This window comes from Deltaproteobacteria bacterium (assembly GCA_016219225.1).
GTDB lineage: Bacteria > Desulfobacterota > RBG-13-43-22 > RBG-13-43-22 > RBG-13-43-22 > RBG-13-43-22.
The window spans coordinates 41,622-66,841 of record JACRBX010000097.1 but is presented as its reverse complement, the minus strand read 5'-3'; the positions used below and the strand labels follow the sequence as shown (position 1 = coordinate 66,841).

The 25,220-nt window shown below is 52.4% G+C and carries 21 protein-coding genes and 1 pseudogene; 7 read left to right on the top strand and 15 right to left on the bottom strand.

Annotated features, from left to right (window positions below; all coding sequences use genetic code 11):
* Positions 1–559 precede the first annotated feature (559 nt).
* From HY879_08740 to HY879_08725, 4 genes are read left to right on the top strand one after another with little or no spacing between them, the layout of a single operon-like run.
* Positions 560–841: a type II toxin-antitoxin system RelE/ParE family toxin gene (locus HY879_08740; GenBank protein ID MBI5603431.1), complete on the top strand. Its 282-nt coding sequence runs from the start codon at positions 560–562 to the stop codon at positions 839–841.
* 12 nt (positions 842–853) lie between these two features.
* Positions 854–1,159: a HigA family addiction module antidote protein gene (locus HY879_08735; protein MBI5603430.1), complete on the top strand. Its 306-nt coding sequence runs from the start codon at positions 854–856 to the stop codon at positions 1,157–1,159.
* A 17-nt stretch (positions 1,160–1,176) separates the two neighbouring features.
* Entirely contained in the window at positions 1,177–1,512 is a 336-nt protein-coding gene (locus tag HY879_08730; GenBank protein MBI5603429.1) for a hypothetical protein, read from the top strand.
* A complete protein-coding gene (locus HY879_08725) occupies positions 1,493–1,636 on the top strand; it encodes a hypothetical protein (protein ID MBI5603428.1) in 144 nt (47 codons plus the stop codon). The genes HY879_08730 and HY879_08725 overlap by 20 nt, the downstream gene beginning before the upstream one ends.
* 318 nt (positions 1,637–1,954) lie before the next feature.
* Here the strand turns inward: HY879_08725 and HY879_08720 are convergent, their stop codons facing one another.
* From HY879_08720 to HY879_08690, 7 genes are all read right to left on the bottom strand, one after another.
* Complete coding sequence (locus HY879_08720) at positions 1,955–3,136, bottom strand: MFS transporter (protein ID MBI5603427.1); 1,182 nt, start codon at positions 3,134–3,136, stop codon at positions 1,955–1,957.
* A gap of 60 nt (positions 3,137–3,196) precedes the next feature.
* Entirely contained in the window at positions 3,197–4,783 is a 1,587-nt protein-coding gene (locus tag HY879_08715) for a response regulator (protein MBI5603426.1), read from the bottom strand.
* A 359-nt stretch (positions 4,784–5,142) separates the two neighbouring features.
* Complete coding sequence (locus tag HY879_08710; GenBank protein MBI5603425.1) at positions 5,143–8,412, bottom strand: efflux RND transporter permease subunit; 3,270 nt, start codon at positions 8,410–8,412, stop codon at positions 5,143–5,145.
* Entirely contained in the window at positions 8,397–9,503 is a 1,107-nt protein-coding gene (locus tag HY879_08705) for an efflux RND transporter periplasmic adaptor subunit (GenBank protein MBI5603424.1), read from the bottom strand. The genes HY879_08710 and HY879_08705 overlap by 16 nt, the downstream gene beginning before the upstream one ends.
* 95 nt (positions 9,504–9,598) lie before the next feature.
* Complete coding sequence (locus tag HY879_08700) at positions 9,599–10,945, bottom strand: TolC family protein (GenBank protein ID MBI5603423.1); 1,347 nt, start codon at positions 10,943–10,945, stop codon at positions 9,599–9,601.
* A gap of 658 nt (positions 10,946–11,603) precedes the next feature.
* The gene (locus HY879_08695; protein MBI5603422.1) at positions 11,604–11,978 is read right to left on the bottom strand and encodes a DsrE family protein; all 375 of its coding nucleotides are present in this window, start codon (positions 11,976–11,978) and stop codon (positions 11,604–11,606) included.
* A gap of 25 nt (positions 11,979–12,003) precedes the next feature.
* Positions 12,004–13,206, bottom strand: coding sequence for a 4Fe-4S dicluster domain-containing protein (locus HY879_08690; GenBank protein ID MBI5603421.1), 1,203 nt, complete (start codon positions 13,204–13,206; stop codon positions 12,004–12,006).
* A gap of 753 nt (positions 13,207–13,959) precedes the next feature.
* Between HY879_08690 and ltrA the strand changes: the two genes are divergently transcribed.
* A complete protein-coding gene (ltrA, locus tag HY879_08685) occupies positions 13,960–15,180 on the top strand; it encodes a group II intron reverse transcriptase/maturase (protein ID MBI5603420.1) in 1,221 nt (406 codons plus the stop codon).
* A 237-nt stretch (positions 15,181–15,417) separates the two neighbouring features.
* Here ltrA and HY879_08680 read toward each other — a convergent pair whose 3' ends face one another.
* The 5 genes and pseudogenes from HY879_08680 to HY879_08660 all read right to left on the bottom strand — a co-directional run bounded on the left by HY879_08680 (position 15,418) and on the right by HY879_08660 (position 19,943).
* Positions 15,418–15,699 (bottom strand): winged helix-turn-helix domain-containing protein, encoded by a 282-nt coding sequence (locus tag HY879_08680; protein ID MBI5603419.1) that lies wholly within the window; start codon positions 15,697–15,699, stop codon positions 15,418–15,420.
* Positions 15,700–15,772: 73 nt separating this feature from the next.
* Positions 15,773–17,679, bottom strand: a pseudogene (locus HY879_08675) (CoB--CoM heterodisulfide reductase iron-sulfur subunit A family protein).
* A 160-nt stretch (positions 17,680–17,839) separates the two neighbouring features.
* The gene (locus tag HY879_08670) at positions 17,840–19,144 is read right to left on the bottom strand and encodes a CoB--CoM heterodisulfide reductase iron-sulfur subunit A family protein (protein ID MBI5603418.1); all 1,305 of its coding nucleotides are present in this window, start codon (positions 19,142–19,144) and stop codon (positions 17,840–17,842) included.
* A gap of 112 nt (positions 19,145–19,256) precedes the next feature.
* Positions 19,257–19,679: a hydrogenase iron-sulfur subunit gene (locus HY879_08665; GenBank protein MBI5603417.1), complete on the bottom strand. Its 423-nt coding sequence runs from the start codon at positions 19,677–19,679 to the stop codon at positions 19,257–19,259.
* Positions 19,680–19,688: 9 nt separating this feature from the next.
* Positions 19,689–19,943 (bottom strand): sulfurtransferase TusA family protein, encoded by a 255-nt coding sequence (locus tag HY879_08660; protein MBI5603416.1) that lies wholly within the window; start codon positions 19,941–19,943, stop codon positions 19,689–19,691.
* 231 nt (positions 19,944–20,174) lie between these two features.
* Between HY879_08660 and HY879_08655 the strand changes: the two genes are divergently transcribed.
* Both HY879_08655 and HY879_08650 read left to right on the top strand, forming a co-directional pair.
* Positions 20,175–21,557, top strand: a complete 1,383-nt coding sequence (locus tag HY879_08655; GenBank protein MBI5603415.1) for a sigma 54-interacting transcriptional regulator — start codon at positions 20,175–20,177, stop codon at positions 21,555–21,557.
* Between the two features lie 203 nt (positions 21,558–21,760).
* A complete protein-coding gene (locus tag HY879_08650) occupies positions 21,761–21,907 on the top strand; it encodes a hypothetical protein (protein ID MBI5603414.1) in 147 nt (48 codons plus the stop codon).
* A gap of 219 nt (positions 21,908–22,126) precedes the next feature.
* Here the strand turns inward: HY879_08650 and HY879_08645 are convergent, their stop codons facing one another.
* From HY879_08645 to HY879_08635, 3 genes are read right to left on the bottom strand one after another with little or no spacing between them, the layout of a single operon-like run.
* Complete coding sequence (locus HY879_08645; protein MBI5603413.1) at positions 22,127–23,641, bottom strand: tripartite tricarboxylate transporter permease; 1,515 nt, start codon at positions 23,639–23,641, stop codon at positions 22,127–22,129.
* 31 nt (positions 23,642–23,672) lie between these two features.
* Positions 23,673–24,128 (bottom strand): tripartite tricarboxylate transporter TctB family protein, encoded by a 456-nt coding sequence (locus HY879_08640; protein ID MBI5603412.1) that lies wholly within the window; start codon positions 24,126–24,128, stop codon positions 23,673–23,675.
* Positions 24,129–24,133: 5 nt separating this feature from the next.
* A complete protein-coding gene (locus HY879_08635; GenBank protein MBI5603411.1) occupies positions 24,134–25,099 on the bottom strand; it encodes a tripartite tricarboxylate transporter substrate binding protein in 966 nt (321 codons plus the stop codon).
* Positions 25,100–25,220: the final 121 nt, after the last annotated feature.

Genomic DNA, 25,220 nt, shown 5'->3' with positions numbered 1-25,220 from the left:
TCTGTAACGTCGTGAAAGACCAGCACCGTGCCCATTACATTTCCGCCGCCTTCCAAAATGGGCGCCGCGCTGTCCTCAATCGGTACTTCGCGGCCATCTTTGGTGACCAGTGCAGTATCATTGGCGAGATCCACCACCCGTAAAGTGGGACGTTGTTCATTTAATTCAGAAACTTTTTCGAATCGTAATCCGGCAGTTTGATTCTATGTTGTATAGTCGAGCGGTCTGAGTTCAACCAGGTTTAAGGAAGAGATAGGGTATGATTGCTGATCGAATGTTGGAACCGTCCATTCACCGAGGCGGGTTAGATTACCGAGATGAAGGTTCTGAATGTGCCGTTGTTGCGTGTAGGCGCAAGCCGAGGGCCCGTATGACCTTCAGCACCGTGGCGAATTTAGGTTGCCTTCGGGAAACGAGGCCGTATAAAGGCTTTCGCGCCCAAGCCCCGTCTCTCAGGCTATCTTTAATACGGGACGTAGGGTCTGAATTGCATTGTTAGAAGTCCAGCCTGGAAATTTTCCCTTGAATTGCTTAACGCCAGGCGTTATACTTATTTTCAATGATCCGATCCTTTAAATACAAAGAAACAGAAAAGATATTTCGACGGACCTTCTCTCGCAAGTTTCCCGGCAGAATTCAGCTAACAGCCTTTCGAAAGTTAAGAATGCTGAATCGAGCTATGACCTTGGAGGATTTAAGGGTTCCACCGGCTAATCGCCTTGAAAAGTTGGCCGGTGATCGAAAAGGTCCGTTTAGTATTCGTATTAATGATCAGTGGCGTATTTGCTTCGCCTGGAAAAAAGGCGATGCCTATCAGGTCGAAATAGCCGATTATCACTAAAAGGAAAAGAGTATGAATAGCAAAAAAATACCTCCCGTACATCCGGGGGAAATTTTACAAAAAGAATTCCTCGATCCCATGAAAATCAGTCAGAACCGTCTGGCCATAGCGGTTGGGGTTCCGCCACGCCGGATTAATGAGATTGTTCACGGGAAGCGAAGGATTACTGCTGATACGGCCTTGCGCCTGGGTCGTTTTTTCGGCATTTCTCCCCAATTTTGGCTGGGGTTACAACTGGATTATGATCTCGACTTAGAAGAAGACAGATTAGGGGATCGTTTGCAACTGGAAGTACGGGAATATGCAGTTTCTGTGTAGAATGAGGAAAAGGGATCATGGGATTTTTATACGAACCGCCCATCAACCAAATTCTTGCTCTTCTGTTGCTGGGGGTCGCGGGTATTGCCCTCTGGCTATCCCTGCGAAGGTTCATCAGCGCTTATCATCAGGCCGGTCAATATGACTGCTCCCTATGGATCATCAGGGCTATTCGCTGCCTTCTTATTGCTTTAACCGCCGGGGCCTGGTCGGCCAGCTTCTTCTGGAACAAACGCTGGCTTTTTATAATCGGCTTGATCATCATTGGCCAGGAATTATATGAAGGGGCCGTTGTGAGTTTTGCCTTGAGAAGAGGCGCAAAGATCGAATCCGGTGAAAAGAATTTCCCCTGACTTTTCTGAAGAAAATGGGACCGGCAGTGCCAGTGTCAAGACCCGGGAAAAGATGGCCATGACGGCCGTTGAAAACCTCCTGGCCGGGCTCCGTGGAAAATTGCCTCAAAATTTTAGTAACTAAAGAATATAATTCTACGCAAAATGGATAGAATTTCTTAAAGAACACGCCTTGGACCCGGACCAGTTGAGGTTTTATTAACATGTTTTGTATATCCAAAATCTTGGTTCCGGCTGGTCCGGGTTGGGTGAATAACCCAGACCTTGGGACTTCTAACCGATAAAAAATAGGACACCCCATAATCCCCACGTCAAGAAAGAAATTAGGGACGAAAAGGGTTCGTGTAGAGAATGCTTTAAAATTCGAGGTCAATCAGTTAAGGGAAGACCCCCTTTTACTTTTGCTCAGCGGAAGGGGGATCTGAATGGTCCGAATCCGAATCTAAGGCCGCCTTTTATGCACTCGGATAAACAGCGCGAAAGCCATGGCTGCAGAAAAAAGGAAACAAAGGGTCATGGCATAAAAGACCGAGCGCAGGCCGTAGTGATCCGCAAGATAGCCCGATACCGCCGCCGCGGTGGAGCCGATCCCGAAAGTGATGAAAAAATGAATGCCATAGCCCAGACCATGCCGGTGGGTCGGCAGGTAGGTTGACAACAGGTAATTCTGCAGGGGCTGGGTGGAGAAATAGAAAAAGGCGTACATCACGGCCGATCCTACCAAAATCAGGTTTTGGGAAACAGCCATCAGAAATACAAAGACCGTTCCCAGAAGGATTGCCCCAAGATAGAGCCCTTCAGCCTGAAAACGATCCACGCCGCGGCCGGCCACATACTGGCCCAGGGCACCCGACAGGAGGGCAATGGTGGCTACAGTCCCCCCCAGGGCCACCTTGCCCAATTGGAGTCCGCCGAGATGAATACTTTCTCCCATATAGGCCGGAAGAAAAGTCATGATGCCTTTGTAAGTCAACCCCAGGGCCATGGCCGAAAGGAAAAAGACGATCAGATTGAAACAGGAAAAGATCGCGGGGGGGCGGCTTCCGGCCGAAGCGCCTTCCTTTTCCCTGATTTCCAGATGTTTGGGAATGGTCAGGGAATAGAACCCGGCGAGAATCCCGATAAACCCATAGAGGACGTGAGGCATCCTCCAACCCAAGGCCGACCCGATCCAGGCCGAGAGCACCGGGACCGAGGCAACCCCCAGACTTCCGGCGATTCCATGGAGGCCGAAGGCCTTCCCTTTTTCCTGGATGGCCAGGGAGATGAGGGTGTTCGCGGCCGGGTGATAGGTGCTGCAGAAAAGGCCGATCCCCCCCATGAGAATCCCGTAGTTGACCAGGGAATTCATGGACCAGGCCCCCATCGCCAGGATACCGGCACCGAAAAGGTAGAGCGTGATTAAACGTCTGGGACCGATTTTATCCGCCAGATAGCCGGCCGGTAACGAGCCGATACCGAAGGCATAAGAAAATACAGTCACCACCAGGCCCAGGTGGAAATAATCGGTGCCGAACTCCAGCATGAGCAGGGGGATCAAAGGAGGCAGGACGCCTTCTAAAAGATGGATCAGGGAATGGGAGGCCGTGGTCAAGGTGATGATTCGTTTTTCTTCTTGGTTCAATGGTTTCTCTCCCGGTAATTTGTATATCAAGTCGATCTCCTGGCGGACCAATATTGATCTTCATAAACCTTTGGCGGCCGGTTCAAGGGTAAAATAAAAAGTGGCTCCCAGGTCGACGACCCCTTCAGCCCAGATGTGTCCGCCGTGGCGGTGGATGATGCGCTGCACAATGGCTAGCCCCACTCCGGTTCCTTCGAATTCCTCTCTGCTGTGAAGGCGCTGAAAAGTGCCGAACAGTTTGCCGCTGTAAGTCTGGTCAAAGCCGGCGCCGTCATCCCGTATAAAATAAACCACTGATCCCTCCTGGTGCCGGACGCCGAATTCTATGCGAAAGGAAGGTTTTCGTCCGGTGAATTTCCAGGCATTGTCCAGGAGATTTTTCAGGGCGATCTCTAATAACCGTTCGTCTCCGTCAGCCATGACGTTTGGGGCGATAACCCATTCCACCCGCCGCTCCGGCTGGCATATCTCCAATTCACGAGCCAACACCTCAATTATCCGGCTGAGATTCACCTGCTGACGGGTCATCTCGGCCTGGGTCACTCGCGAGAGTTTAAGCAAATCATCAATCAACTGCCCCATCCGCTGGGTGGCGGCGCGCACCCGGTCCAGGTATTTCCGCCCTTTTTCGTCTAAGGCCATACGGTAATCTTCCAACAAGGCCCGGCTGAAGCCGTCAATGGCCCTTAGGGGGGCACGCAGGTCATGGGATACGGAATAGGAAAAGGACCCCAACTCCCTGTTGGCCGCCTCCAACTGGATCGTTCGTTCGAGGACCCGTTGTTCCAAGTCAACATTAAGCCGGCGGATTTCCGCCTCGGCTTCCTTCCTCTCGGTGATGTTATCAAAAACGGCCACAAAATGATTTTTTTTCGGACTATAGGCTGCTATGGAGAGCCAGATTCCCAAAGACTCCAAATAGATTTCAAACCGTTCGGGTTTCCCGGTTCGGGCCACCCTTCCATAAATCTCAAACAATTCCGGATTGGAGGTCTTGAGGCCCGGGATGACCACGGTGGCCTGCCTGCCGACGACATTTTTTAGTCCGGTCAGTTCTACAAATTTGTCGTTGACGTCGAGGTAGACAAAGTCCTGGGGCCTGTCATCCACAAACAACATCCGACAATAAGCAAATCCTTCCAACATGTTTTCAAATAGTGAACGATATCGTTCCTCACTTTGGCGGAAGGCATCAACCTGGAGAATGAGTTTGTCTATCAGCAGTTGATAGTGTTTTTGATCGAAATTGGGGGGTGGAGAAAGAATGACCTCGGTTCTTTTGGCCTGAAGGACCTCAGCTACCATATCCAGGATTTTTTGCGGGTCCGTCGGTTTTATGAGTATGCGGGTTACACCCACCTCTGAAGCCAGGACTCGAGCTTCTTGCTCGTTAAACACCGCCGTATAGAAGATGACCAAGGTCTGAGCGGTCGATGGATCGGCCCGCAGCCGCTGCACCAGTTCGTAGCCATCCATTTTAGGCAGGAGAACGTCGGAGATAACCAGATCAGGGTGTTCGGTCCGGACCATTTGCAACGCCTCGGCACCATCGGCGGCCTCAAGAATCTGGTACCGGGCATATTGGAGCAGAGTCTTTAAAAGCTCCCGGTCCATGGGCCGATCATCGACAACAAGGATTTTGGTCATGCCTTTTTCCTTCAGCGAGTTAGGAATTCAGGGGATTGGGGAATCAGGAAATTTGCATCTACGATAAGTTTGAAAAAAATCCCTTCTGTTATTCCGAATGCATGTCAGGGATCTCAGAACAACCGGATCAGGCAAGGGTTCTCCTTTAGTCGAAATGACAGAAGAGACAATTCGAAATGACCAAGTGGCGTTTTCCCACTTTTTACGAATCCATCGCTTCCGAAATTGCTGGATTATTAATCCTATCCATTTGGTAGGTGTGTGTCAACTCTTTAAAGGAAGGTGCATAAATAGGAGGCATCCAGCAAAAGAGGAAAATGAGTTTTGTGTGTCGTTGGATTTGGAGTTTTTTTTAACCCTCATGTCGGACACTCCTCGGTTTTTTGGGGGTCCGGGGGGGCCGTATCGATGTCGCACTTTAACAGGCCTTCGGACTGCCTGGCCCGCAGCAGGTAGCACAGGACCGGCACCATGGTCCTGGAAAGAAAGGTGGCCGCCACTTCGCCCGACATGAGGGCAATGGCCATACCCTGAAAGATCGGGTCGAAAAGGATCACGGAAGAGCCGACAACCACGGCGGCGGCGGTCAGGAGCATGGGTCTGAAGCGGATGATGCCGGCCTGGATCACCGCCTCCTTAAGGGGCACCCCCTCGGCGATTTTGAGATCGACAAAATCCACCAGGATGATGGAATTGCGGACCACGATCCCGGCCCCGGCGATAAAACCGATCATGGAGGTGGCGGTAAAGAAGGCCCCCATCACGGCATGTCCCGGCAGGATACCGATCAGGGACAAAGGGATTGGGGCCATGATCACCAGCGGCACCAGAAAGGATTTAAACCAGCCCACGACCATGACGTAAATCAGTATCAGGACCACCCCGAAGGCCAACCCCAGGTCGCGGAAGACCTCATAGGTGATGTGCCATTCGCCGTCCCATTTCATAGAGTATTTATCTTCCATCCAGGGTTGGACCGCAGAATATTGTTTCAGCTCATAGCCTTCCGGGAGTTTCAGGTTCCTGACCTGTTCCTTCATCTTCAGTATAGGATAGACCGGACTTTCCTCGGTGCCTGCCACATCCCCGATGACGTAGACCACCCGCTTCAGGTTCTTCCGATAGATGGTTTTATCTTCGATCCCTTCCTGGACCTTGACCAGTTCGGCCAGGGGCACGGCTTTACCGGTGGCGGATAGGAGGGTTATCCCTCCCAGGGCCTTTGTTCCGGCCCGCTCTGAAAGAGGGGATCGGAGAAGAAGCTCTACCGGCTCCTTGTCCCTGACCAGGTGGGCCAGGCCGGCCACGGTCCCGTTCAGGGTCGTTTGAACGGCCCGGGCGACCTCCTCGGTACCGATTCCATTAAAGGCCGCTTTTTCTTTATCGACCATGAAAAAGATTTTTTTCTGGTCCTGTTCCACATACCAGTCGACATCGACCACCCCCGGGGCCCGGGTGAAAATATCCTTGACCTGCCGGGCGATCTCGATTTGTCGGCCATGATCCGGTCCGTAGATCTCGGCCACCAGGGTGCTTAAAACCGGAGGCCCCGGGGGGATCTCCACCACCTTTACCCGGGCCTGGTATTGGTCGCCCAGTCTCTTGATCTCCGGTCTGATCCTTTTGGCGATTTCGTGGCTTTGGGCCTTCCTTTCTTCCTTGACCACGAAATTGACCTGAATATCGGCCTGGTTGCCGGCGGACCTCAAGAAATAATGGCGCACCAGACCGTTAAAATTGAAGGGGGCCGAGGTGCCGATGTACGATTGGGTGTTGGTCACTTCCGGTACGGTCCGGAGATAGTCGCTGATCTTTCGGGTCAGGGCCGCTGTTTCTTCCAGGCTGGCACTTTCCGGAAGGTCGATGACCACCTGGAGTTCACTCTTGTTGTCAAAAGGAAGCATCTTGACCGTCATCCATTTGAGCGGGATCAGGGAGAAGGCTGCCAACAAGAGCACAATGATCAGGATGAAAAACCCGATCCTCTTTTTTTTGTTCTCCAGAAGGGAACGGAGGTTTCGTTCATAGAGATGGTTGAATTTGGCCAGAATCTTTCCTTCTTCTTTTTCGCCGGCTGTGCCACCTTTCGTTCCTTTCAGGACGATGAAGCTCAGCCAGGGACTGATGATGAAGGCAATGAGCAGGGAGATGACCATGGCCGCCGAGGCCCCTACCGGGATGGGTCTCATATAAGGCCCCATGAGTCCCGAGACCGCCGCCATGGGAAGCAGGGCGGCTATAACTGCAAAGGTGGCCAGTACCGTGGGGTTGCCCACCTCATCGACGGCCAGGACGGCCACTTCCGGATCCACCCGGCTCATCTTGAAATGACGGTGGATATTTTCGACCACCACGATGGCATCATCCACCAGAATGCCGATGGAGAAGATGAGGGCAAAGAGGGTTACCCGGTTCAGGGTATAGCCCACCAGATAAGTCACCAGAATGGTCAGGGCCAGGGTGACCGGAACAGCCACGGCCACCACGATGGCCTCCCGCCAGCCCAGGGCCAGGGCAATGAGGATGGTGACCGATAGGGCCGCCAGAAACATGTGCTTGAGCAATTCATTGGATTTATCCCTGGCCGTCTCGCCATAATTTCTGGTGGTGGTGATCTCAATTCCCGAGGGGATCCGGTTGCCTTTCAGGGCTTCTATCTTTTCCATAGCCCTTTCGGCAATCTGCGTGGCATTGGTCCCCTTTTTTTTGGCAATGGACAGGGTGACGGCTTCGAAAGTCCCTCCGGGGGCCTTTTTCTCCCCCGGACCGAAACCCATAAAAACATAGTTTGACGGCTCCTCGGGACCGTCGATAATCCGGGCCACATCCCTCAAATAGACCGGTCTCCCGTCGGCCACGATCAGGACCAGATTGCCCACTTCCTGAACCTCTTTTAAAAACCCGCCGGTCTCCACAATGAATTCCTGGCTTCCGGCCGGAAATCGGCCGGAAGGTAAAAGGAAATTGGCCTTCCGCAAAGCCCCCTCAAGCTGGCCGGGTGTCAGATGAAAAGCGTTCAGGCGAAGGGGCTCCCAGACAATCCGGATCTGCCTTTTTTGGCCGCCGATGATCTGGAATTCGGCGACGTCCTTATCCTTTTTCAGCTCATCGCCCACCTCCTGGGCCACCCTGCGCAGTTCATAGCCGGTATAGGAGGAACTCCAGAGGGTAAAGGAAAGGATGGGGACATCGTCTATGGATTTGGGTTTGACCAGGGGCTGTGAAACGCCGGGAGGGATCTTGTCGTAATTCGACATGAGCTTGTTGTAGAGGTTGACCAGGCTTTTCTCCAGGTCCTGGCCGACATAAAACCGGACGATGGCCATGCTCATCCCCGGTTTCGACAGGGTATAGATGTATTCCACCCCTTTTATTTCCCAGAGGAACTTGGACATGGGTTTGGTGACCCGTTCATCCACCTCCTGGGCCGAGGCCCCGGGATAGTGGACCATAACGTCGATCATGGGAACGATAATCTGGGGCTCTTCCTCCCTGGGGGTCACCACTATGGCAAACAGGCCGAGAAAGATCGAGGCGATGACGATGAGAGGCGTCAGCTTTGATTTGATGAAGGTCTTGGCGACCGTTCCGGCAAATCCGAGTATTCTGAGACTCACGGTTTTACCCATCCTCCGTCAATGGCCCGCTCCACACCCTCCACGACCACCTCTTCTCCGCCCTTCAGTCCGGAAAGAACCTCTCTCCGGTCTTCATGGGCTTTCCCTGTCCTGATGAGGCGGAAGGTCATCACCTTCCGGTCATCCACCACATAGACCCCTTCCAGTTGCCCCTTTTCCACCACAGCTTTTTTCGGAACCAGGATTGTTTCTTTTTGCCCTTCCGGAATAAGGACTTTACAGTAGAGGCCGCTTTTTAAGCCCCGTCCTTTCAGGGGAATCTTGATCAGGAAGGTCCTGGAGGCCGGATCGATGGCCGGAACGATTTCCCTGATGAAACCGGAAATCCGTTCACCGCTGGAATTAAGGAGAATAGAGACCGGGCTCCCATTCTTTATTTTTTGGACCAAACGTTCATCCACTGAGGCTTCAACTTTGAATTGGGAGGTATCTTCAATAGTCAAAAGGGGCATCCCCGGAGCAGCCAGACTCCCCGGATCGATCTTCTTCTCGGTAATCAGGCCGGAGACCGGGGCAGTCACCCTGGTAAATCCATGATAGATCCTGGCTTCCTCCACAGCGGCCCTGGTCCGCTTGACGGTTTCCTGGAAACGGTCATATTCCGTCTCGGCCACCTTTTTCCGGGTTTCTATCTGGTCCATCTCCTGCTGGGTGATCACTTTTTCCGAATGGAGATTGGCGTATCGCCGGAAGGTAACCTCGGCCAGGGATCTGTTCTGCCCGGCCACCTCAAGGGCCTTTAAGGCCTCCTGGTTGGCTGTTTCGGCCTGAACCACCTTCTGGGCCAGATCCCGGTCGTCTATGGTAACCAGGACCTCTCCGGCCTTTACCAGATCGCCTTCCCGGACCTTGACGGCCGTTACCGTTCCCAGACTGCGGCTGGCCACGATACTGATTGCCCCGGCCTTGACGGTGCCCGATGTTTCATAGAAGGAATCTATTGAAGAAGGAGAAACCTTGAGCAGGGATACACCGGTCACAATTGGTCTTTGGGCTTGGGAAGAAGGATGGGGTTCTTTTTCCCGGCAACCTATAAAAAGCAAGAGCATGGCCATGAGCCAGAAGGGAAGGGGCCTTTTCATCAAACATGCCTCCAATCATCAATAGCCCAATTTTGTCATTCTCGCGAAAACCTGCGAGGGAATGACGATTTTTCACGAGTTCATTGTCACTAACTTTACTCTATATTTAAATCCTTCAGGATAGTGCCGCTTTCGAATCCGAGATGGATCAGGGCAAAGAGATATTCATTCTCTTTGGCCACCCGGTCGGCCCTGGCCTGGTTCAGGTGCACCTGGACATCGAGAAAGTCCACCAGGGGGGAAAGGGAATTTTCATAGCGGCTCTTGACCAGCCGCTGGCCTTCCTCGGCGGTCTTGAGGGCCGCCCTGGCCAACTCGGCATTTTTTTGCGCTTCTTGAACCGTCAGATAGGCCTCATGGATTTTGAAGCTGACCATCTGGTCAAGGCCTTTCAGCAGCTCTTCCGTTTCCTTAACCGTTTGGAGGGCTTTGGCCCGCTCATATTTGCGGTTCATCCCATCAAACAAATCCCAGCGGAGGGCGGCAGACAAAAGCCAGGATTTTCCCTCGGAACCCAAAGGCGTATTGTGGTCGTTGAGCTGATACGTCCCTCCCAGATGGATGGTCGGAAAATATTTGGCTTCCGCCAGCTTAACCGTGCTTTGGGCATTCTCGTGGCGCATCTTCAGGGCCTTGAGGTCTTTTCTTCCCTCAGAGGCCCCGGTATAATAATTAATGGGGTTCAAAGGGAGGCTGATATTTTGATCATCCGTATCCAGAGGATCGGTTTTCCCCAGGAGGAGCCCCAACATCCTCTTAGACACGGCCAGATTTTTCTCGGCGCTGACCATTTGTTGCTCGGCCGAAGTGACGGCCGTTGAGGCCCTCAGGATATCGGAGTAAAGACCCAGCCCATTTTTGTATCTTACTTCGACGACCCTCAAGTGTTCCCGGGCATCTTCGAGGGCCTTTTGGCTGACTTCAATAAACGCTTTAGCCGTATGGACCTGGAGATAGACCCGGGCGACTTTCAGGGTCAGCTCCTCCTTTTTTCTGTAATAGCTTTCATTCTGAGCCGCATGTTCCTTTTGGGCCATAGCCAGCCCAAGGGAGACTTTCGGGTCATAAAGCGGTTGTTCAAGGGTCAACAGGGTCTGGAGGTCGGTAACCGGTTGGGGGTTGTTGAGGGAACCGATCTCAAAGTCGGATTGGGAAAACCGGCCTTGATTCAGTTTCATCATAAAGGCCGTCGGCGGGTTGTTGGTGCGGGTGGCCCTCTCCTCGAAGGCGATTTTTGGAAGGAAGGCACTGCGGGCCATACCGATATCGGCTTCCTGGGCGAAAAGCCTGTTTCCCATGGCCCGGAGGTCATGGTTTTCTTCAAGGGCGGTTTTAACGGCCTCTTTCAGGGCGATTTGTTTTTCCAGGCCATTACTTTTTCCCGGCCCGACGACACCAAAGAAAAAGAATACCACCAACAAGCCAATAAGGGGCCTCTTCATGCAAACCACTCCTTTCAACCCACGTCGACCCTTGGTAATCCAAACCTTGATGGTCTCGTAATAACTCGTCATTCCCGCGAAGGCGGGAATCCAGGCTATATGTAACTAATTTAAGGGTATAGGAATTTCCTTTTTGGACGCAGATCGACGCAGATTGCCAAGATTTTGAATATATAGAGTAGTTATCTGCGGGTATCGGCGAAAATCAGCGTCCTAATTTAAAACACTGGATTCCCGTTTTCACGGGAATGACGTAATCGGCGCTTTTAGACTTCCAAATAACTTAGCTTTTTTATTGCCAAGTTATTTTCTGATACAGCCCCGCAATGCGGCGTTTCATAGCTTTTTACGAACGCAACAACCTTTATTTTTTTTTAATATTACCTTCATAGATACTATCTTCATTTCCGTAAATGAAAAATAAGGTATTGCCTGTATATTTCTATTGGGGAGACGGTATTTTAATAAGAAAAAAAGGGTTCAAGATGCAAGATGCAAGTTTCAAGTGCGAAAAAACTCAAAATGGCGATGGGCAATAGGCTATAGGCTATGGGTGAAGGAAAAATCTTAAGATCATTTAACCTATAGCCCCTGGCCCATTGCCTATCGCCTTGTGAAGCATTTTCATGCCTCGTGGCGCCCCACAGAACCTGAAGGCTTAATAGGTAAAGACGGCGTTGGCCTTGAGCGATTCGGTGATGAGTTGGCCGGCAGCCGTTGTCCCGGTCTTATCAATCAGATCGGATTCGGCAATATTACGGATCCTGATACAGGGGACACAGACCTTCAGTTCCCCTCCCAATTCCAGAAAATCAGCAATCAGTTTGGTCAGGGATTCAAAGCCTCCCGGTTTAGCCAGGGTTTCGCAGTAGCCTTTTTTAGCCAGGAAAACGCCCTCGCCCTGCAAAACCACCAGGGCCTTGACGTCCATGGCCAGGGCCGCGCAGGCCATGACAAAAGGCATGGCCGCCTTTTCCGGATCATCCCCGGCGTGGGTGCAGATAAACAGGACTTTTTCTTCTTTTTCCGCCATTGGTGTTTCTCCTTTGTTGATTCGGTTAGCCCATTTCCGCCAGATTGGCTTTGGGAACGGCTATTATGGTTTCGGATTCAGTTTCCTCCTGCAGAGCCCTTTCCTTGACTTTCGTCAGATAAAGGACCAGGGGCCTGTAAAGCTGGTGGGTCCACTTGGCAAAAGGGACTTCAATGACCAGCATAGGGACAGCGATCATCAGGTGAATGACATAGATAAAGTAGGTGGTCAGAGGCATAACCAGCAACTGGGCAAAGTGAATCAAGATGCCGCTGAAAGCGGTCAGCCAAAGCATGATTAAAAAGACCCAGTCCGATGAATGGGAATGCTGGTAAACGGTTTTGCTTTTCCTGATCCTGCCGACCAGGGCGTAAGTGACACCGTAGAGGATGGCAAAGGTGGAATAATAGCCCAGCAACCGGATGGGGTGCCATAAAGGATAGATTTCATCCCGTTGAAACCAACGGATGCCCACCACCACCAGCAGAAAGACGGTGGAGTATCCGGTCATGATCAGTAGATGGACCAGCCACTGGGTCCTTTGCGAGGGGGTCCCGCAAGCGTTAAATCTCTTCTGGGTCGTAAACTGAAGGATGAATTCCTTGGCCTCCCTGGCATAAACTAACAAAGGGATCCCGAATATCCCTTTGGGCCGAGACTCCGGTCCGGCTGCCGGCCCGTCGGCCATAACGGCTTTTGACATCCGGTAAGCATTGCTCAAGAGGAAAAAAGACAGGACGCCCAGCATAATCAGGTCCAGGATCTCAATGGTCGTGTTGGGGGCAAAGACATTTAAGGCCACACGATCGGTCAGCATGGGACCGTGAAAGAAATAAAAGCCCAGGCCCACCAGGGCGGCTACCACCAAAAGCGACAGGACTTCAAATATTTTTGAGGTATAGAAAAGGCGCGAAATGCCGGTCCAGTCATAAGATGCAGTCAGAAATCGGCGGAGCCCCATCATGACTTCCCCCGGATTGGCCTGCCGCGGACAGGTTTTGGAACAGTCGCCGCAGTAATAACAGAGCCAGGGTTCCACGCTCCCGGCCAGTTTGGATTTTAAGCCCAACTGCAAATAGCGGATGACCTTCCTGGGGAAGGGGGTGGATTCCGAAGACAAAGCGCAGACGGCCGTGCAATTGCCGCAATTGAAGCATTCCGTGGCATCGGACAGGCCGAACTTTTTTAATTGGGTCATCAAATCAGGATCAATCCGGTCAGCCATCATCGTTCTCCCTTAGTAACTTAGGAATAAATTTCTACGCAAAATGGATAGAATTTTTTGTATCAGTTTAGCTTTTTCAAAAAACGTCGACAACCTCTCCGTCATTCCGGTGAAAACCGGAATCCGTGCGCCTGGAAGCAGGCGTGATTTGGGAGGTGAAAGTCCTCCTCCGGGAGATGCCCGAGCCCGGTAGCCAAAGGTAACTGCGTCACCGCGAGGTGGGGTGGGGAGCAACCCAAGGCGAACATGCAGTCCGTAGTAATAGTGCGAACACGATTCGGCCGTACGTAGTGACGAGCCTGCGGATTCGAGGCGAAGTCCAGACCAGGAGCGAAAGCTTACCCCAGGTTGGTATAAACCCCGTGAACGACTGCGAGTCCCACGGAAGCGAAATGGTCCTGGAAGCCCATCACGCTGGGCGGGCAGCACAAAAGCGATGACGGGACGCGTCAGGTGTTTGGTGACGGAATGCATTGAAGGTCGCGCCATGTGAACCAGGGAGACCTGCCTGTGTAAAGGTTGGAATCGAGTCTGCTCAACAAGTAGACGGAGAGCCGTACGGGCAGGAGTCAGAGCGTCCATATTAGCAAGGAAGCGGGGTAATGCCCGTGGAGTCAAGGGACGCAGGAAGGTGGATAGGTGAAGGACATAGCGTGCGAAAACAAACCTGCGACAGTGCCCGCAAGGACTAAGCAAGCAGGAGAAATCCGTTCCGGTCAATGGAGCTGGGTACAACGTACGGTATGGACGGATCGTATGCTGGAGGCCCTGGAAAAGGGGGTGAAAGGAGGCGTTTGGTTCAGCCTGAATGACAAGGTACACCGGCCCCAAGTCCTTCTGGAGGCATGGCAACAGGTCAGAGGCAAAGGTCGCGCGGTAGGATCGGACCAACAAAGTCTGGAACAGTTTGAGGAGCAACTGACGAAGAACCTGGCAAAACTTGAAGAGGAACTGCGCACCGGTACATATCGGCCCAGGCCGATACGTCGCACCTACATCGACAAGCCCGGCAGCAAGGACAAGCGGCCGCTGGGAATACCGACGGTGCGGGACAAAGTGGTGCAGACAGCGCTCAAGATGGTCATCGAACCGATCTTCGAGCATGAGTTCATGGACACCAGCTTTGGCTTCCGGCCCGGCATAGGGTGCAAGGATGCCCTTCGAAGCGTCGAGCGATTGCTCAGGGCAGGCAACACGTGGGTAGTGGACGCCGACCTTAAGAGCTACTTTGAAACCATCGGGCATGAACGCCTGATGAAAGAGGTGCAACAGCGCATCGCTGACAGCCGCGTACTGGAATTGATCGAAAGCTTTCTCAAACAGCAGATTTTGCAAGACCTGAAACTGTGGACGCCGGAAACGGGCTCGCCACAAGGGGCGGTGATCAGCCCGCTGCTGTCCAACATTTATCTGCACGAGGTGGACAAGGTCATGAAGACGGAGGGATACGAGATGGTTCGCTATGCGGACGATTTCGTCATCCTGTGCAAGAGCCAGCCAGAAGCTCAAGCGGCATTGACGCGGGTGAACGAACTGGTCCAAGCTCGGGGTCTGACCCTGCACGCGGACAAAACCAGTTTGGTTAACACACAACAAGCCGGCCAGAGCTTCGACTTTCTCGGCTATCACTTTGAGAAGGGCACCCGCTGGCCGCGCAAGAAGAGCATGAAGAAATTCAAAGACACCATTCGCCGTAAGACCAAACGCAGCAATGGCCGCAGTATTGCGGAGATCATCGATGAGGTCAACAAAACGAGCGTAGGATGGTTTGAATACTTCAAGCACAGCCATTGGACGACCTTCAAGCCACTGGACGGCTGGATAAGACGCAGGCTCAGAAGTATCCTGCGGGGCTACAGCAAAGGCAAAGGGATTAGCCGGGGCAAGGACAACATACGATGGCCAAACAAATACTTTCAGGACCTTGGGTATTTTAGCCTTTATAATGCCCATCGCGCCTTGCTTCAGTCCTCATGAGGATAACCACCGACTGGAGAGCCGGATGCGGGAGATCCGCCAGTCCGGTTCGGAGGGAGGGGCGGTGCAAACCAATGCACCGTTCCTACCCCTATAGGTTCTTTTCGTCGCAGCATAACACCTGGATTCCGGTTTTCACCGGAATGACGTGTGCGAAAGTCGGGATTTTCAAACAAAAGTTTCAAGTTTTTCAAAGGGCTAAATTGTTACGAATTTTTTGGTTCCGGCTTGTCCGGGTTAGGGGTTGGTGAGTTCATATTTATAATAGTCGCCATCTTTCGGACCCTCGAGCACCTGGCCGTATTTCTTCAGGGCCATAACAAACCAAAGGACCTCTGAGCTTTTGATTCCAGTGGCCCGGGCGATTTCCGGCACGGTTTTGCCATCACCCTGGAGGTGCTCCTTGATTTTTTTTATGATCGAACTCTGTTCTTTTATCAGGCTCTTGGCCTGCTCTATCCAGACTTGGCGTTCGTCTCTAAGCTTTTTTAAGGCCTCCTGGCCGGTCATCTCTTTCATGGTTTTCCTTCTATTTGGAATTATTCCTCATGACTCGTTTTAATTCCGAAATCCGCATTCCGAAATCCGAACTCTATCCTGCTATGGCTTCCACCATGGCTTCATACTGCTCCAGCTTCCAGCCGTTGATATCGATGGCCTTATCAGGACAGACGGCCACGCAGATACCGCATCCGGTGCAAAGGGCCGGGTTGACCCGGGCCCGCCGGACCTTTTGCCCGTCAACAACCCTGTCCATCATTTGTAAGGCCCCTTCCGTAGGGCAGACGGCGGCGCAAAGGCCATTGCCGGTGCAGCGGCTCAGGTCGACCTGGGCTACATAAGGATCCAACTCTACATACCCCCTGGTCAACAAAGCCGAGGCCTTGACCGAAGCCGCCTGGGCCGCATTGCAGGCCTCACTGATATCCATGGGGGCCTGGCAAGTCCCGGCCAATAAGACACCGGTCTTGGCCACTTCCACCGGACGGAGCTTGGGATGGACTTCCAGCAGAAAGCGATCGGAACCTACCGGCAGTTTCATCATTTCCACCAGTTCCGAGATATCATTCGGCTCCATGCCTACGGACAGGACCACCAGATCCACCTCGGCTTCAATTTCCTCTCCGAAGGTCAGGGTATCTTTTACCGTCACCTTTAAAGGGTGTCCTGAGCCGGCAGCCGCCTCGATCACCGGAGGGGCATCCGGCTCGAAACGCAAAAAGAGTACCTGATTTTTCGAGGCCCGTTCATAGTATTCTTCCTGTCCCCGACCGTAGGTGCGGATATCCCGGTAGTATTCAAAGACCCTTGTTTTCGGGTATTTTTCCCTGATGACGCTGGCGGCCTGGAGGGTGGCGCTGCAGCAGGTTCTGGAACAATATTCGTTCAGGATGCCTTCCGGACCGGGTTCATGAATACCCGGTATCTGCCGGCTGCCTACGCAGTGAATCATAGCCAGCCGTTCGATCCTTTTGCCGTTCAATTCCAGTTGAGACCCTTGAGAGCCGGTTCGGGCCATATGCCGGATAAGCTCCGGCAGGGTGATGACTTCCGGGTGTTCCTGGAAACCATATTCCCCTGGTAAGGGGTCATAGGATTTAAATCCCGTGGCCAGGATGACGGCCCCGGTATGGAGGGTGAATTCTTCGGTTATTTCCGGGATGGGTTGCGGGAAGTATCCGGCAAAGGGGATAAAAGCACCCACGGCGGCATTTTTGTAATCCGGGAAGGCCTGCTTTGTTGGATCCCCATTCAATTCGGGAGGTCTTCTCTGAAAGGTGAGCTTAAAGTTTCCCACATACCCGTCGGCCTTGACGATCTCGGAACAGGAATAAATCGTAATATTTTTTTCAGCCAGGACTTCCCCGACTAATTGGCGAATCAGTTCAGGGGCCGACTCTCCGCTGGGCACCAGTTTGTCCAGGCCGGCCGCCCGGCCACCCAAAAAGGGGGATTTTTCTATCAGGGCCACTTCGACGCCTCGCCGGGAAAGATCGACAGCCGCCCGCAATCCGGCCACCCCGCCTCCGATAACGACCGCATGGTTTTTGGCTTCAACCCGAATCGGGTCCAGGGGTTCCATCTTTTTCGTCTTGGCCACGGCCGCCGCCACCAGCCGGGTGGCTTTGTCGGTGGCCTGCTTTCCATGATGGACCCAACTGACCTGCTCCCGTATATTGGCATGTTCATACAGATAGGGGTTCATAGCGGCCCGTTTGATGGCCCCCCGAAAGGTCGTTTCATGCAGACTGGGGGCGAGGAGGCCACCACGATACGGTTGACCAGACCCTTTTTTATGTCTTCCTGGATCAGTTCCTGGCCGGCATCGGAACACATGAACATGTTGGTCCGGGCCGTTGCCACCCCGGAAAGATGTCCGGCATTTTCCGCCAACTGCCGGACATCCACATGGTCTGAAATATTGCCGCCGCAATGGCAGATATAGACACCGACTTTTTTTTCCATTTCTTCCGGCCTGTTTTCTGTTTCAGTGGCCATATCTTTTTCTCCTGCTACGATTGGTGACACTGTAAAGATTCGTCATTCCTGACTCCGTCCCGTTGGGGACACCGTCCCCGCTTCCAGCCCGTAGGGCTTACAGGCCGGAGGGAAGGGCGGAGGCGGGAATCCAGGCCATGTCTAACTAATTCTATTAACATCAAGCCGCCTCTTTTCTTTTCATGGCCGTTAAATAGTTGGAGGCTTCCATTGCCGCGGCCCCGGCTTCGGCAATGGTATCGACGATATCTTTGGGTCCCAGGGCCACCCCGGCGGCAAAAACCCCTTCCATATTGGTCAAGGCCGGTGCCAAGTGGACTCTGTAGGGTTGGATAAAGGCATCGTCACCCATGGTCACCGGGCAGACTGTTCCGGGGTTCCAATCCGGCACCATCCCCAGGGAAAGGGAAACCAGATCATGTTCCCGATGCATCAGGCCGCCGTCCCCTTCCTGATTTTCATAACTCAAGACCACATTCTGATTTTCACCGGATTTTATTTTGGCTATCTTGGCTTTGACAAACTCGATCCCCATGGCCCGGGCATTTTGAAAGAACTGTTCATAGCCTTTGCCGAAGGCCCGGATATCCATATAGTAAATGGTAATATCGGCCATGGGCAGAGCGCCGGAAAGGAGCATGGCCTGCTTGATGGCGTACATGCAGCAGACCCTGGAACAATAAGGGATCCCCAGACTTTTATCCCGGGAACCGGCGCACTGCACAAAGGCGATGGAGCCCGGCTCCTTGCCGTCGGAGGGACGGATGACCCGCTGGAACGGTCCGTGAGGGGCCAGAAGGCGCTCCATCTGCAAGGAGGTAATGACATTTTCAACCCGACCCTGGCCGTATTCTTCCTTTTGATTCAAAGGGGTCAACTTAAATCCGGTTGCCAGAATCGCCGTCTTGCTTTGGATGACAAAATCCGCGGGCTGCTCCAAATAATCCACGGCCTGGGTCGGACAGATTTTGGCGCATTTGCCGCATAAGGCGCAGTTGGCCACATCCAGCAGAGCAATCTGGGGGACGGCATTGGAAAAGGGGATATAAATGGCTTTGCGGGCACCGAACCCCCCCTGTTCCGCATCGGGCACATAGACCGGACAGCCATATTCGCACTGCCGGCAGCCGATACATTTGGCCGGGTCCACATACCGGGGCTTTTGGGTCACCCTGGCGGAAAGAAGACCGTTTTGACGGTCCAGAGATTTCAGATCACAATAGGTAAAGAGGGTGATATTTTCATGATGGGCGGCGGCGGCCATTTTGGGCGTGGTGATGCAACTGGCACAGTCCAATGTGGGAAATACTTTGGAAAGACGGATCATCTTCCCACCGATAGAGGCGTCCTTTTCCACGATGGCCACCTTGAAACCCTGTTCGGCCAGATCCAGGGCCGCCTGGAGTCCGGCGATACCGCCGCCGATAACCAGGGTATCAAATGTTCTTAATTTTCTATGCTCCATAATTTCCTTAGATTAACATGAAAATAAAGTTCGGAGTTTAGAGTTCGGAGTTCGGAATAAACCATTTTCAGGCTTCGTGGCCTTCCCAGATAACGGCCTCCAGCCTCCTCCCTCAAGCGGCAGCGCTCCTTACGCCCACTGGCTCCAGTCCTTTAACCAGGTTGTTCATTTCGTTCACCTCTTTGAGAAAGGCCCGGTTGCAGACCGTACAGATGGCCGTTAAACGGAGCCGGCGGATATCCAGGTCCTTCTTTTTCATTAAGGCGTAAACCCGGTCGATTCGTTTGGCCAGGGCGTCGTAGGCCCCGGGATAGGGGCATTCATGGCCGCAGGTCATGATGAGAATGCCCCCGATCCCTTTTTGAAAACAATCCAGATAAAAGGTTTCGGGAAAGAGCACCGGAGAAGGCACCCTGAGGATATAGGTGTTGGCCGGGTAAGGGCTGTGGGCCTGTCCGACCGAATTGGCCCCTGGATAAGCGCAATGATCGGTGGCCAAAATGAGGATCTTCCCTTCTGTATCCTTGGGGATCATGGTTCCGTCCTATTTTTTCCTTCTCACAAAAAGCCGGTCATTGCCGTCCGATTCCAAAATGCCTAAATAGTCATGCCCCACTTTACCGGCCCAGGCCGGGATATCCGTGCGGGTTCCCGGGTCGCCGGACAGGACCTCCAGTATCTCCCCTACCTTGACCTTGCCGATCCCCTTTTTGGCTTCCAGAATAGGACCCGGGCAGGCACTGCCCCGGGCATCGACGGTGTTAGCTATCGGCATGGTTGTCAATTCCGATTCGGTCATGATCATCTTCCTCCCTTTGGGTTTTCGGTGTAAGTTTCACAGTTGACTTAGGGTGTAGCATAATTGGTGCCAAGGCGTTTTGGGGGTCTTTCAACAGGCGGATTCCGGGAAAGGGCTTTGCATTCTGGTTATCTTTTTCCTGTAAATCCTGAAGGGGGCTTGCCAGGACCTGTTTAATGTGTTAACTTATTATTTAACAAATGTTTAATTATTTAACAGGAGTAAAGCCCTATGTTGAAACCTGAAATGAACCGCTATTGGAAAACCGTGGTGGACACCATTAAGGAAGGGATCATTATCGTCGACCGGAAGGGGGTTATCGTATCGGTCAATAAGGCCGTGGATAAGCTCCTGGGGTATAAAGAAGGGGAGTTGATCGGAAAACCCTGTTCCGTCCTGGATTGCAATATGTGCCATATCGTCCGGGATCAGGCCGGGCAACACTGGTGCAACCTGTTTAAATCCGGTGAAATCAGGATGAAGCAGTGCACCATGAAGAAAAAAAACAGGCAGTCCTTTCACCTTTTGAAAAACGCTTCCTTACTCCATGACAGTTCGGGCCAGGTCATCGGGGCCGTGGAAACCCTGACCGACATTTCCGAGATCATTGAAAAAGACCACCAGATAGAGGAATTCCGCCGGGAACTCCGGTCCAGGGATGGTTTCCATGGCTCGCTGGGGGTGTCCCCTCCCATGGTTCGGGTGTTTGATCTCCTGGCCAAGGTGGCCCAGTCCGATGCCCCGGTGATTATATTCGGGGAAAGCGGCACCGGAAAGGAGTTGGCGGCCGAAGCCATTCATGAAAGCGGCCCCCGCCAGGGCAAACCTTTTGTCAAGGTCAATTGTGCGGCCCTTTCGGAGTCCTTGCTGGAAAGTGAGCTTTTCGGGCATGTGAAAGGGGCTTTCACCGGCGCCATTCGAGACCGGGAAGGCCGGTTTGAGGCGGCCCATGGCGGCGATATCTTCTTGGATGAAGTGGGGGATCTTCCCCTTTCCACCCAGGTCAAGTTATTAAGGGTCCTGGAAAATAAGATGATTGAACGGGTGGGGGATCACAAACCCAAACCTATTGATGTGCGGATTATTTCAGCAACTCATAAGGATCTGAAAACCCTGGTGGATAAAGGGCTTTTCCGGGAGGATCTTTTCTTCAGGATCAATGTCATCCCGGTCCAGTTGCCGGCCCTGAGAGAAAGGCGGGAGGATATCCCCTTATTGGCCGAGACATTTTTCCGACGGATGAAACTTAAAAGCGGAAAACCGATCCAGGGAATAAACCCGGAAACCATGGAGGTCTTCATGGGCTACGATTGGCCGGGCAACATCCGGGAACTCCGGAGTGTTTTTGAATACGCCTTTGTGACCTGTCCGGAAGGCTTGATCCAACCCCACCATCTGCCTTCCAGTCTTTTCCAGAGGTCCGGAAGGACACCTTCCCCGGAAAGAGTCCCGGTCAATCCCATGGAAAAGAAAAAGCAGGAACTTCTGGAGGCCCTCAAGCAAGCCAAAGGCAATCAATCGGAAGCCGCCCGGATCCTGGGGGTTTCCCGGGTAACCATCTGGAATAGAATGAAGCAGTTCGGTATCCTGGCCAAGGATAATTTTCAATCCTGAGGCCCTGCGAGCAAGTAACATCGGTGTCCAATGGCTTGGTTGGTGCCGTCTGCGGGGGCGCCAATGATCGTAAAGGGTAAAGGGGGACGTTGATTCTGAATTGACTTATTTCGGGTTAGTTTGCCGGGAGGTTCGTTTCGATACTCCGCCCCAAGCCGGGACAATTATTCTTTTCGGCGAGGAGGTGGAACCATGAGAAAAAAGTGAGGGAAAACCAAAATGGGCAGGAAATGGAAAAAGATATACCCGGCAAATCAGAGTTGATCCTCTACCAAACCGAGTATGGAAAAAATTGTTGGGATTTGATGGTCTGCAGGGACTCGGTCCGGTTGTCGCGGATACTGGAATAGAATTCACAATATCGGTCTTGACAAACGTGACTGAAAAATTCAGTCAGGATCATCGTTAAGTATATAAACTGTCCCAAAAGTTATCACCAACGCCCGCTGTTCAAGTCATCAGCATTTGCGGTTAGCCTTCAATTCTTCAAGGCTGATAAATTCGGCTTTTCCGTTTTTAATCTTTCTTTATGTAGAAGCGAATCCCAAAGAGCCTCCCCCATTCCCTGTTTAAGAGAGATCTTCGGCTTTTTCAGCAACGGCTACCCGTTTCCCTCGAAAGGTCTTCAGAACAGGAAGAAATAAAAGCAATAAGGTAATGATCAGGCAAACGGCTGAAATAGGGCGGATAAAAAAGATCCGGAAACTTCCGTGGGACAACATGAGCGATGATTTCAGGTAATACTCCAGCATGGGCCCCAAAACAAAGGCCAGGACCAGGGGAGGGGCCTCATAGCGGAGTTTTTTCATCAAATAGCCGATGACCCCGAAGAAAAGCATGATATAGATATCGGTAGTACTGCCGGCGATGGAATAGGCCCCGATGAGGCAGAAAATAATAATCATGGGCATCATCAAAGGATAGGGGATCTTGAGGAGTTGAACCCAGATCCCGATAAGAGGGAGGTTCAAGACCAGAAGCATCATATTGCCCAGATACATGCTGGCCACCACCCCCCAGAAAACATCGGGGTGTTGACTTAAAAGAAGAGGTCCCGGCGTTACGCCGTGGATGATCAATGCCCCCAAAAGTACGGCCATGACGACATTGGATGGAAGTCCAAGGGTCAAAAGGGGGATAAAGGCCGCCTGGGCCGCTGCATTATTGGCCGATTCGGGAGAGGCCACCCCTTCAATCATACCGGAGCCGAATTTTTCCGGTGTCCTGGAAGCCTTTTTTTCTATGGCATAGGCCACAAAGGAGGCCAGGACCGCTCCGCCGCCGGGCAGGATACCGAGCAGAAACCCGATCACTGTTCCCCGGAGGATGGCCCATTTGGCCTGGAGCCAATCCTGGGCCGTCGGAAGCAGACCTTTGACCCGGGTCATAAAAATATCCCGATTGATCTTCTGTTCGAGATTGAGAAGTATTTCGGAGATACCAAAGAGGCCCATTACCAAAGGGACCAAACCCACACCATCCATCAACTCCATTATCCCGAAGGTAAAACGGGTGGACCCCGATACCGTATCAGTGCCTACTGTCCCGATAATGATCCCCAAACAGGCCATCATTAGAGATTGAATCATGGAAGCGGAGGTCAGGAAGGTGAGGACCACCATGCCCAGGCACATGAGGGAAAAATATTCAGGAGGTCCGAATTTGAGGGCGAAAGAGACCAGGGGAGGAGACAGAAAGGATAATCCAACCAGTCCAATGGTGCCTGCTATAAAGGAACCAAAAGCGGATATTCCCAGGGCCGGGCCGGCTCTCCCCTGGCGGGCCATGGCATAGCCGTCCAGGGAGGTCATGACGGAAGCGGCCTCACCTGGAATATTGACCAGGATGGAGGTAGTGGACCCGCCGTACATGGCCCCGTAATAGATCCCGGCCAACATGATGATGGCCGAAACCGGAGGCACGTGAAAGGTGGTGGGAAGCAACAGGGACATGGCCGCCGTAGGCCCCAGACCGGGCAGCACCCCGACCAGTGTCCCGATCAAGCAGCCCAAAAAACAATAAAACAGGTTGACCGGCTGAAAGGCTACCGAAAAACCCAGAAGGAGTTGGTTAATTACATCCATAAGTTAATAATCATGCATCCTGAGTTGTCTGTCACAGTCCTAAAACCCCTTTGGGCAACTGGGTCCCCAAGAATACGTTAAAAAGGAGATAAACGACACCCAAGGTGATCAGAGTGGCCATCAAAACCGTTCGCCACCTTAAGGGTTCGACTATCCGGAATAACAATAGGAGCAGGAGAAAGGTCCCCAATAAAAAACCCAGTACATTAAGTAAAAAGACGTAAACGATCAAGGCCCCGGTCAGGAAACCTACCTTGATCAAATAATCCCCGAAGGAGAGGAATCCCTTGTCCTGGGAGGCCTTTTCCTTCAGGGTCTGGATAAAAGCGATTACCGCCAGAATTCCCAGGAGCACAGCGGCTATAAAAGGCAAAAAACCCGGCCCGGGGGAATGGAGGTTACCCGGGTCCAAACGCCAGGCTTCCAGGGCAACGGCAGCCGAAAAGGCGATCCAGATGATATTGATGATCGAGGACGATTTTTTCAAGTCGGCTATTTCTTCATATATTTTTTGACATGTTCCCCGGCTTCACCATAAGCCTCGGCCCAATATTTCCCGAAATCCTCCGAATTTTGATACATGACCGGCATCTCGAATTTAGCCATGGTCTCTAAAAACAAGGGATCATCCAGGGCTTTCTTGAAGGCATCATGCAAGACCTTGATGATCTCTTTGGGCATCCCTTTGGGGCCCACAATACCGATGGGAGAGGTATGAACAAATTTATACCCCAGCTCATATACGGTGGGTATGTTGGGATACCGCTTGGTCCTTTTGTCTCCATAGGTGGCCAATAATCGCAGTTTTCCGGCCTCGACCAGGGGGATCCAGCCGGATGTCGTGGAAATGGCATCTACGTGACCGCCCAGAAGGGCTGTGGAGGATTCCTGGTCCCCTTTCGAAGGCAGATGATTGAACTTGAGGCCTCCGGAAAAATAGCCCAGTTCTTCCATGGCGATATGCCCACCGGTTCCGATCCCGGAAGCCATGTAACTGAGCTTTCCAGGATTGGCCTTGGCATAATCCAGCAGGTCTTTCAGAGTCTTATGGGGGGAATTTTGATTGACCAGGATACCATAAAGGTAACCGCCAACCCGCATGACGGGGGTTATATCCTTTACCGTATCAAAAGAGAGCTTATTGATATAGGAAACCCGGTGGAGGCTGGTAACCACTACTGAAAGAAGGTAGCCATCCGGATTTTTCCCGATAATGCTGCCAACGCCTACAGCTCCGCCGCCGCCGCCTTTGTTTTCCACAATCACCGGTTGGCCGAGATATTTTTTGGCCGCTTCCGCCAGAGGCCGGATAACCACGTCGGTTGCCCCTCCGGCCGGGTAAGGGACGATCAGGGTAATAGGTTTGTTCGGAAAATTAGCCGAATGGGCCAGACCGGGGATCATCATCCCCACCAATGCCAAAACTACCCAAAAACACTTGCTTTTTGAGACGAGCATCTATCCCCTCCAATATTGGAAAATATCAACGTCATTTAAGTAGAAAAGAAATCAGGAAAAGTCAAGACAAATTGGCCCCCTATTCCTTAGCCTTTCCAATTGCCGTTGACACCCCCTGTTA

Excerpts from the sequence above, each read along its gene's own strand:
- HY879_08655 (MBI5603415.1), top strand. The coding sequence starts at position 20,175 with ATGTTGAAACCTGAAATGAACCGCTATTGGAAAACCGTGGTGGACACC.
- HY879_08660 (MBI5603416.1), bottom strand. The coding sequence starts at position 19,943 with ATGACCGAATCGGAATTGACAACCATGCCGATAGCTAACACCGTCGAT.
- HY879_08730 (MBI5603429.1), top strand. The coding sequence starts at position 1,177 with ATGGGATTTTTATACGAACCGCCCATCAACCAAATTCTTGCTCTTCTG.
- HY879_08670 (MBI5603418.1), bottom strand. The coding sequence starts at position 19,144 with ATGGAGCATAGAAAATTAAGAACATTTGATACCCTGGTTATCGGCGGC.
- HY879_08665 (MBI5603417.1), bottom strand. The coding sequence starts at position 19,679 with ATGATCCCCAAGGATACAGAAGGGAAGATCCTCATTTTGGCCACCGAT.
- HY879_08690 (MBI5603421.1), bottom strand. The coding sequence starts at position 13,206 with ATGATGGCTGACCGGATTGATCCTGATTTGATGACCCAATTAAAAAAG.
- HY879_08645 (MBI5603413.1), bottom strand. The coding sequence starts at position 23,641 with ATGGATGTAATTAACCAACTCCTTCTGGGTTTTTCGGTAGCCTTTCAG.
- HY879_08740 (MBI5603431.1), top strand. The coding sequence starts at position 560 with ATGATCCGATCCTTTAAATACAAAGAAACAGAAAAGATATTTCGACGG.
- HY879_08710 (MBI5603425.1), bottom strand. The coding sequence starts at position 8,412 with ATGGGTAAAACCGTGAGTCTCAGAATACTCGGATTTGCCGGAACGGTC.
- ltrA (MBI5603420.1), top strand. The coding sequence starts at position 13,960 with ATGCTGGAGGCCCTGGAAAAGGGGGTGAAAGGAGGCGTTTGGTTCAGC.
- HY879_08715 (MBI5603426.1), bottom strand. The coding sequence starts at position 4,783 with ATGACCAAAATCCTTGTTGTCGATGATCGGCCCATGGACCGGGAGCTT.
- HY879_08735 (MBI5603430.1), top strand. The coding sequence starts at position 854 with ATGAATAGCAAAAAAATACCTCCCGTACATCCGGGGGAAATTTTACAA.
- HY879_08680 (MBI5603419.1), bottom strand. The coding sequence starts at position 15,699 with ATGAAAGAGATGACCGGCCAGGAGGCCTTAAAAAAGCTTAGAGACGAA.
- HY879_08635 (MBI5603411.1), bottom strand. The coding sequence starts at position 25,099 with ATGCTCGTCTCAAAAAGCAAGTGTTTTTGGGTAGTTTTGGCATTGGTG.
- HY879_08705 (MBI5603424.1), bottom strand. The coding sequence starts at position 9,503 with ATGAAAAGGCCCCTTCCCTTCTGGCTCATGGCCATGCTCTTGCTTTTT.
- HY879_08700 (MBI5603423.1), bottom strand. The coding sequence starts at position 10,945 with ATGAAGAGGCCCCTTATTGGCTTGTTGGTGGTATTCTTTTTCTTTGGT.
- HY879_08695 (MBI5603422.1), bottom strand. The coding sequence starts at position 11,978 with ATGGCGGAAAAAGAAGAAAAAGTCCTGTTTATCTGCACCCACGCCGGG.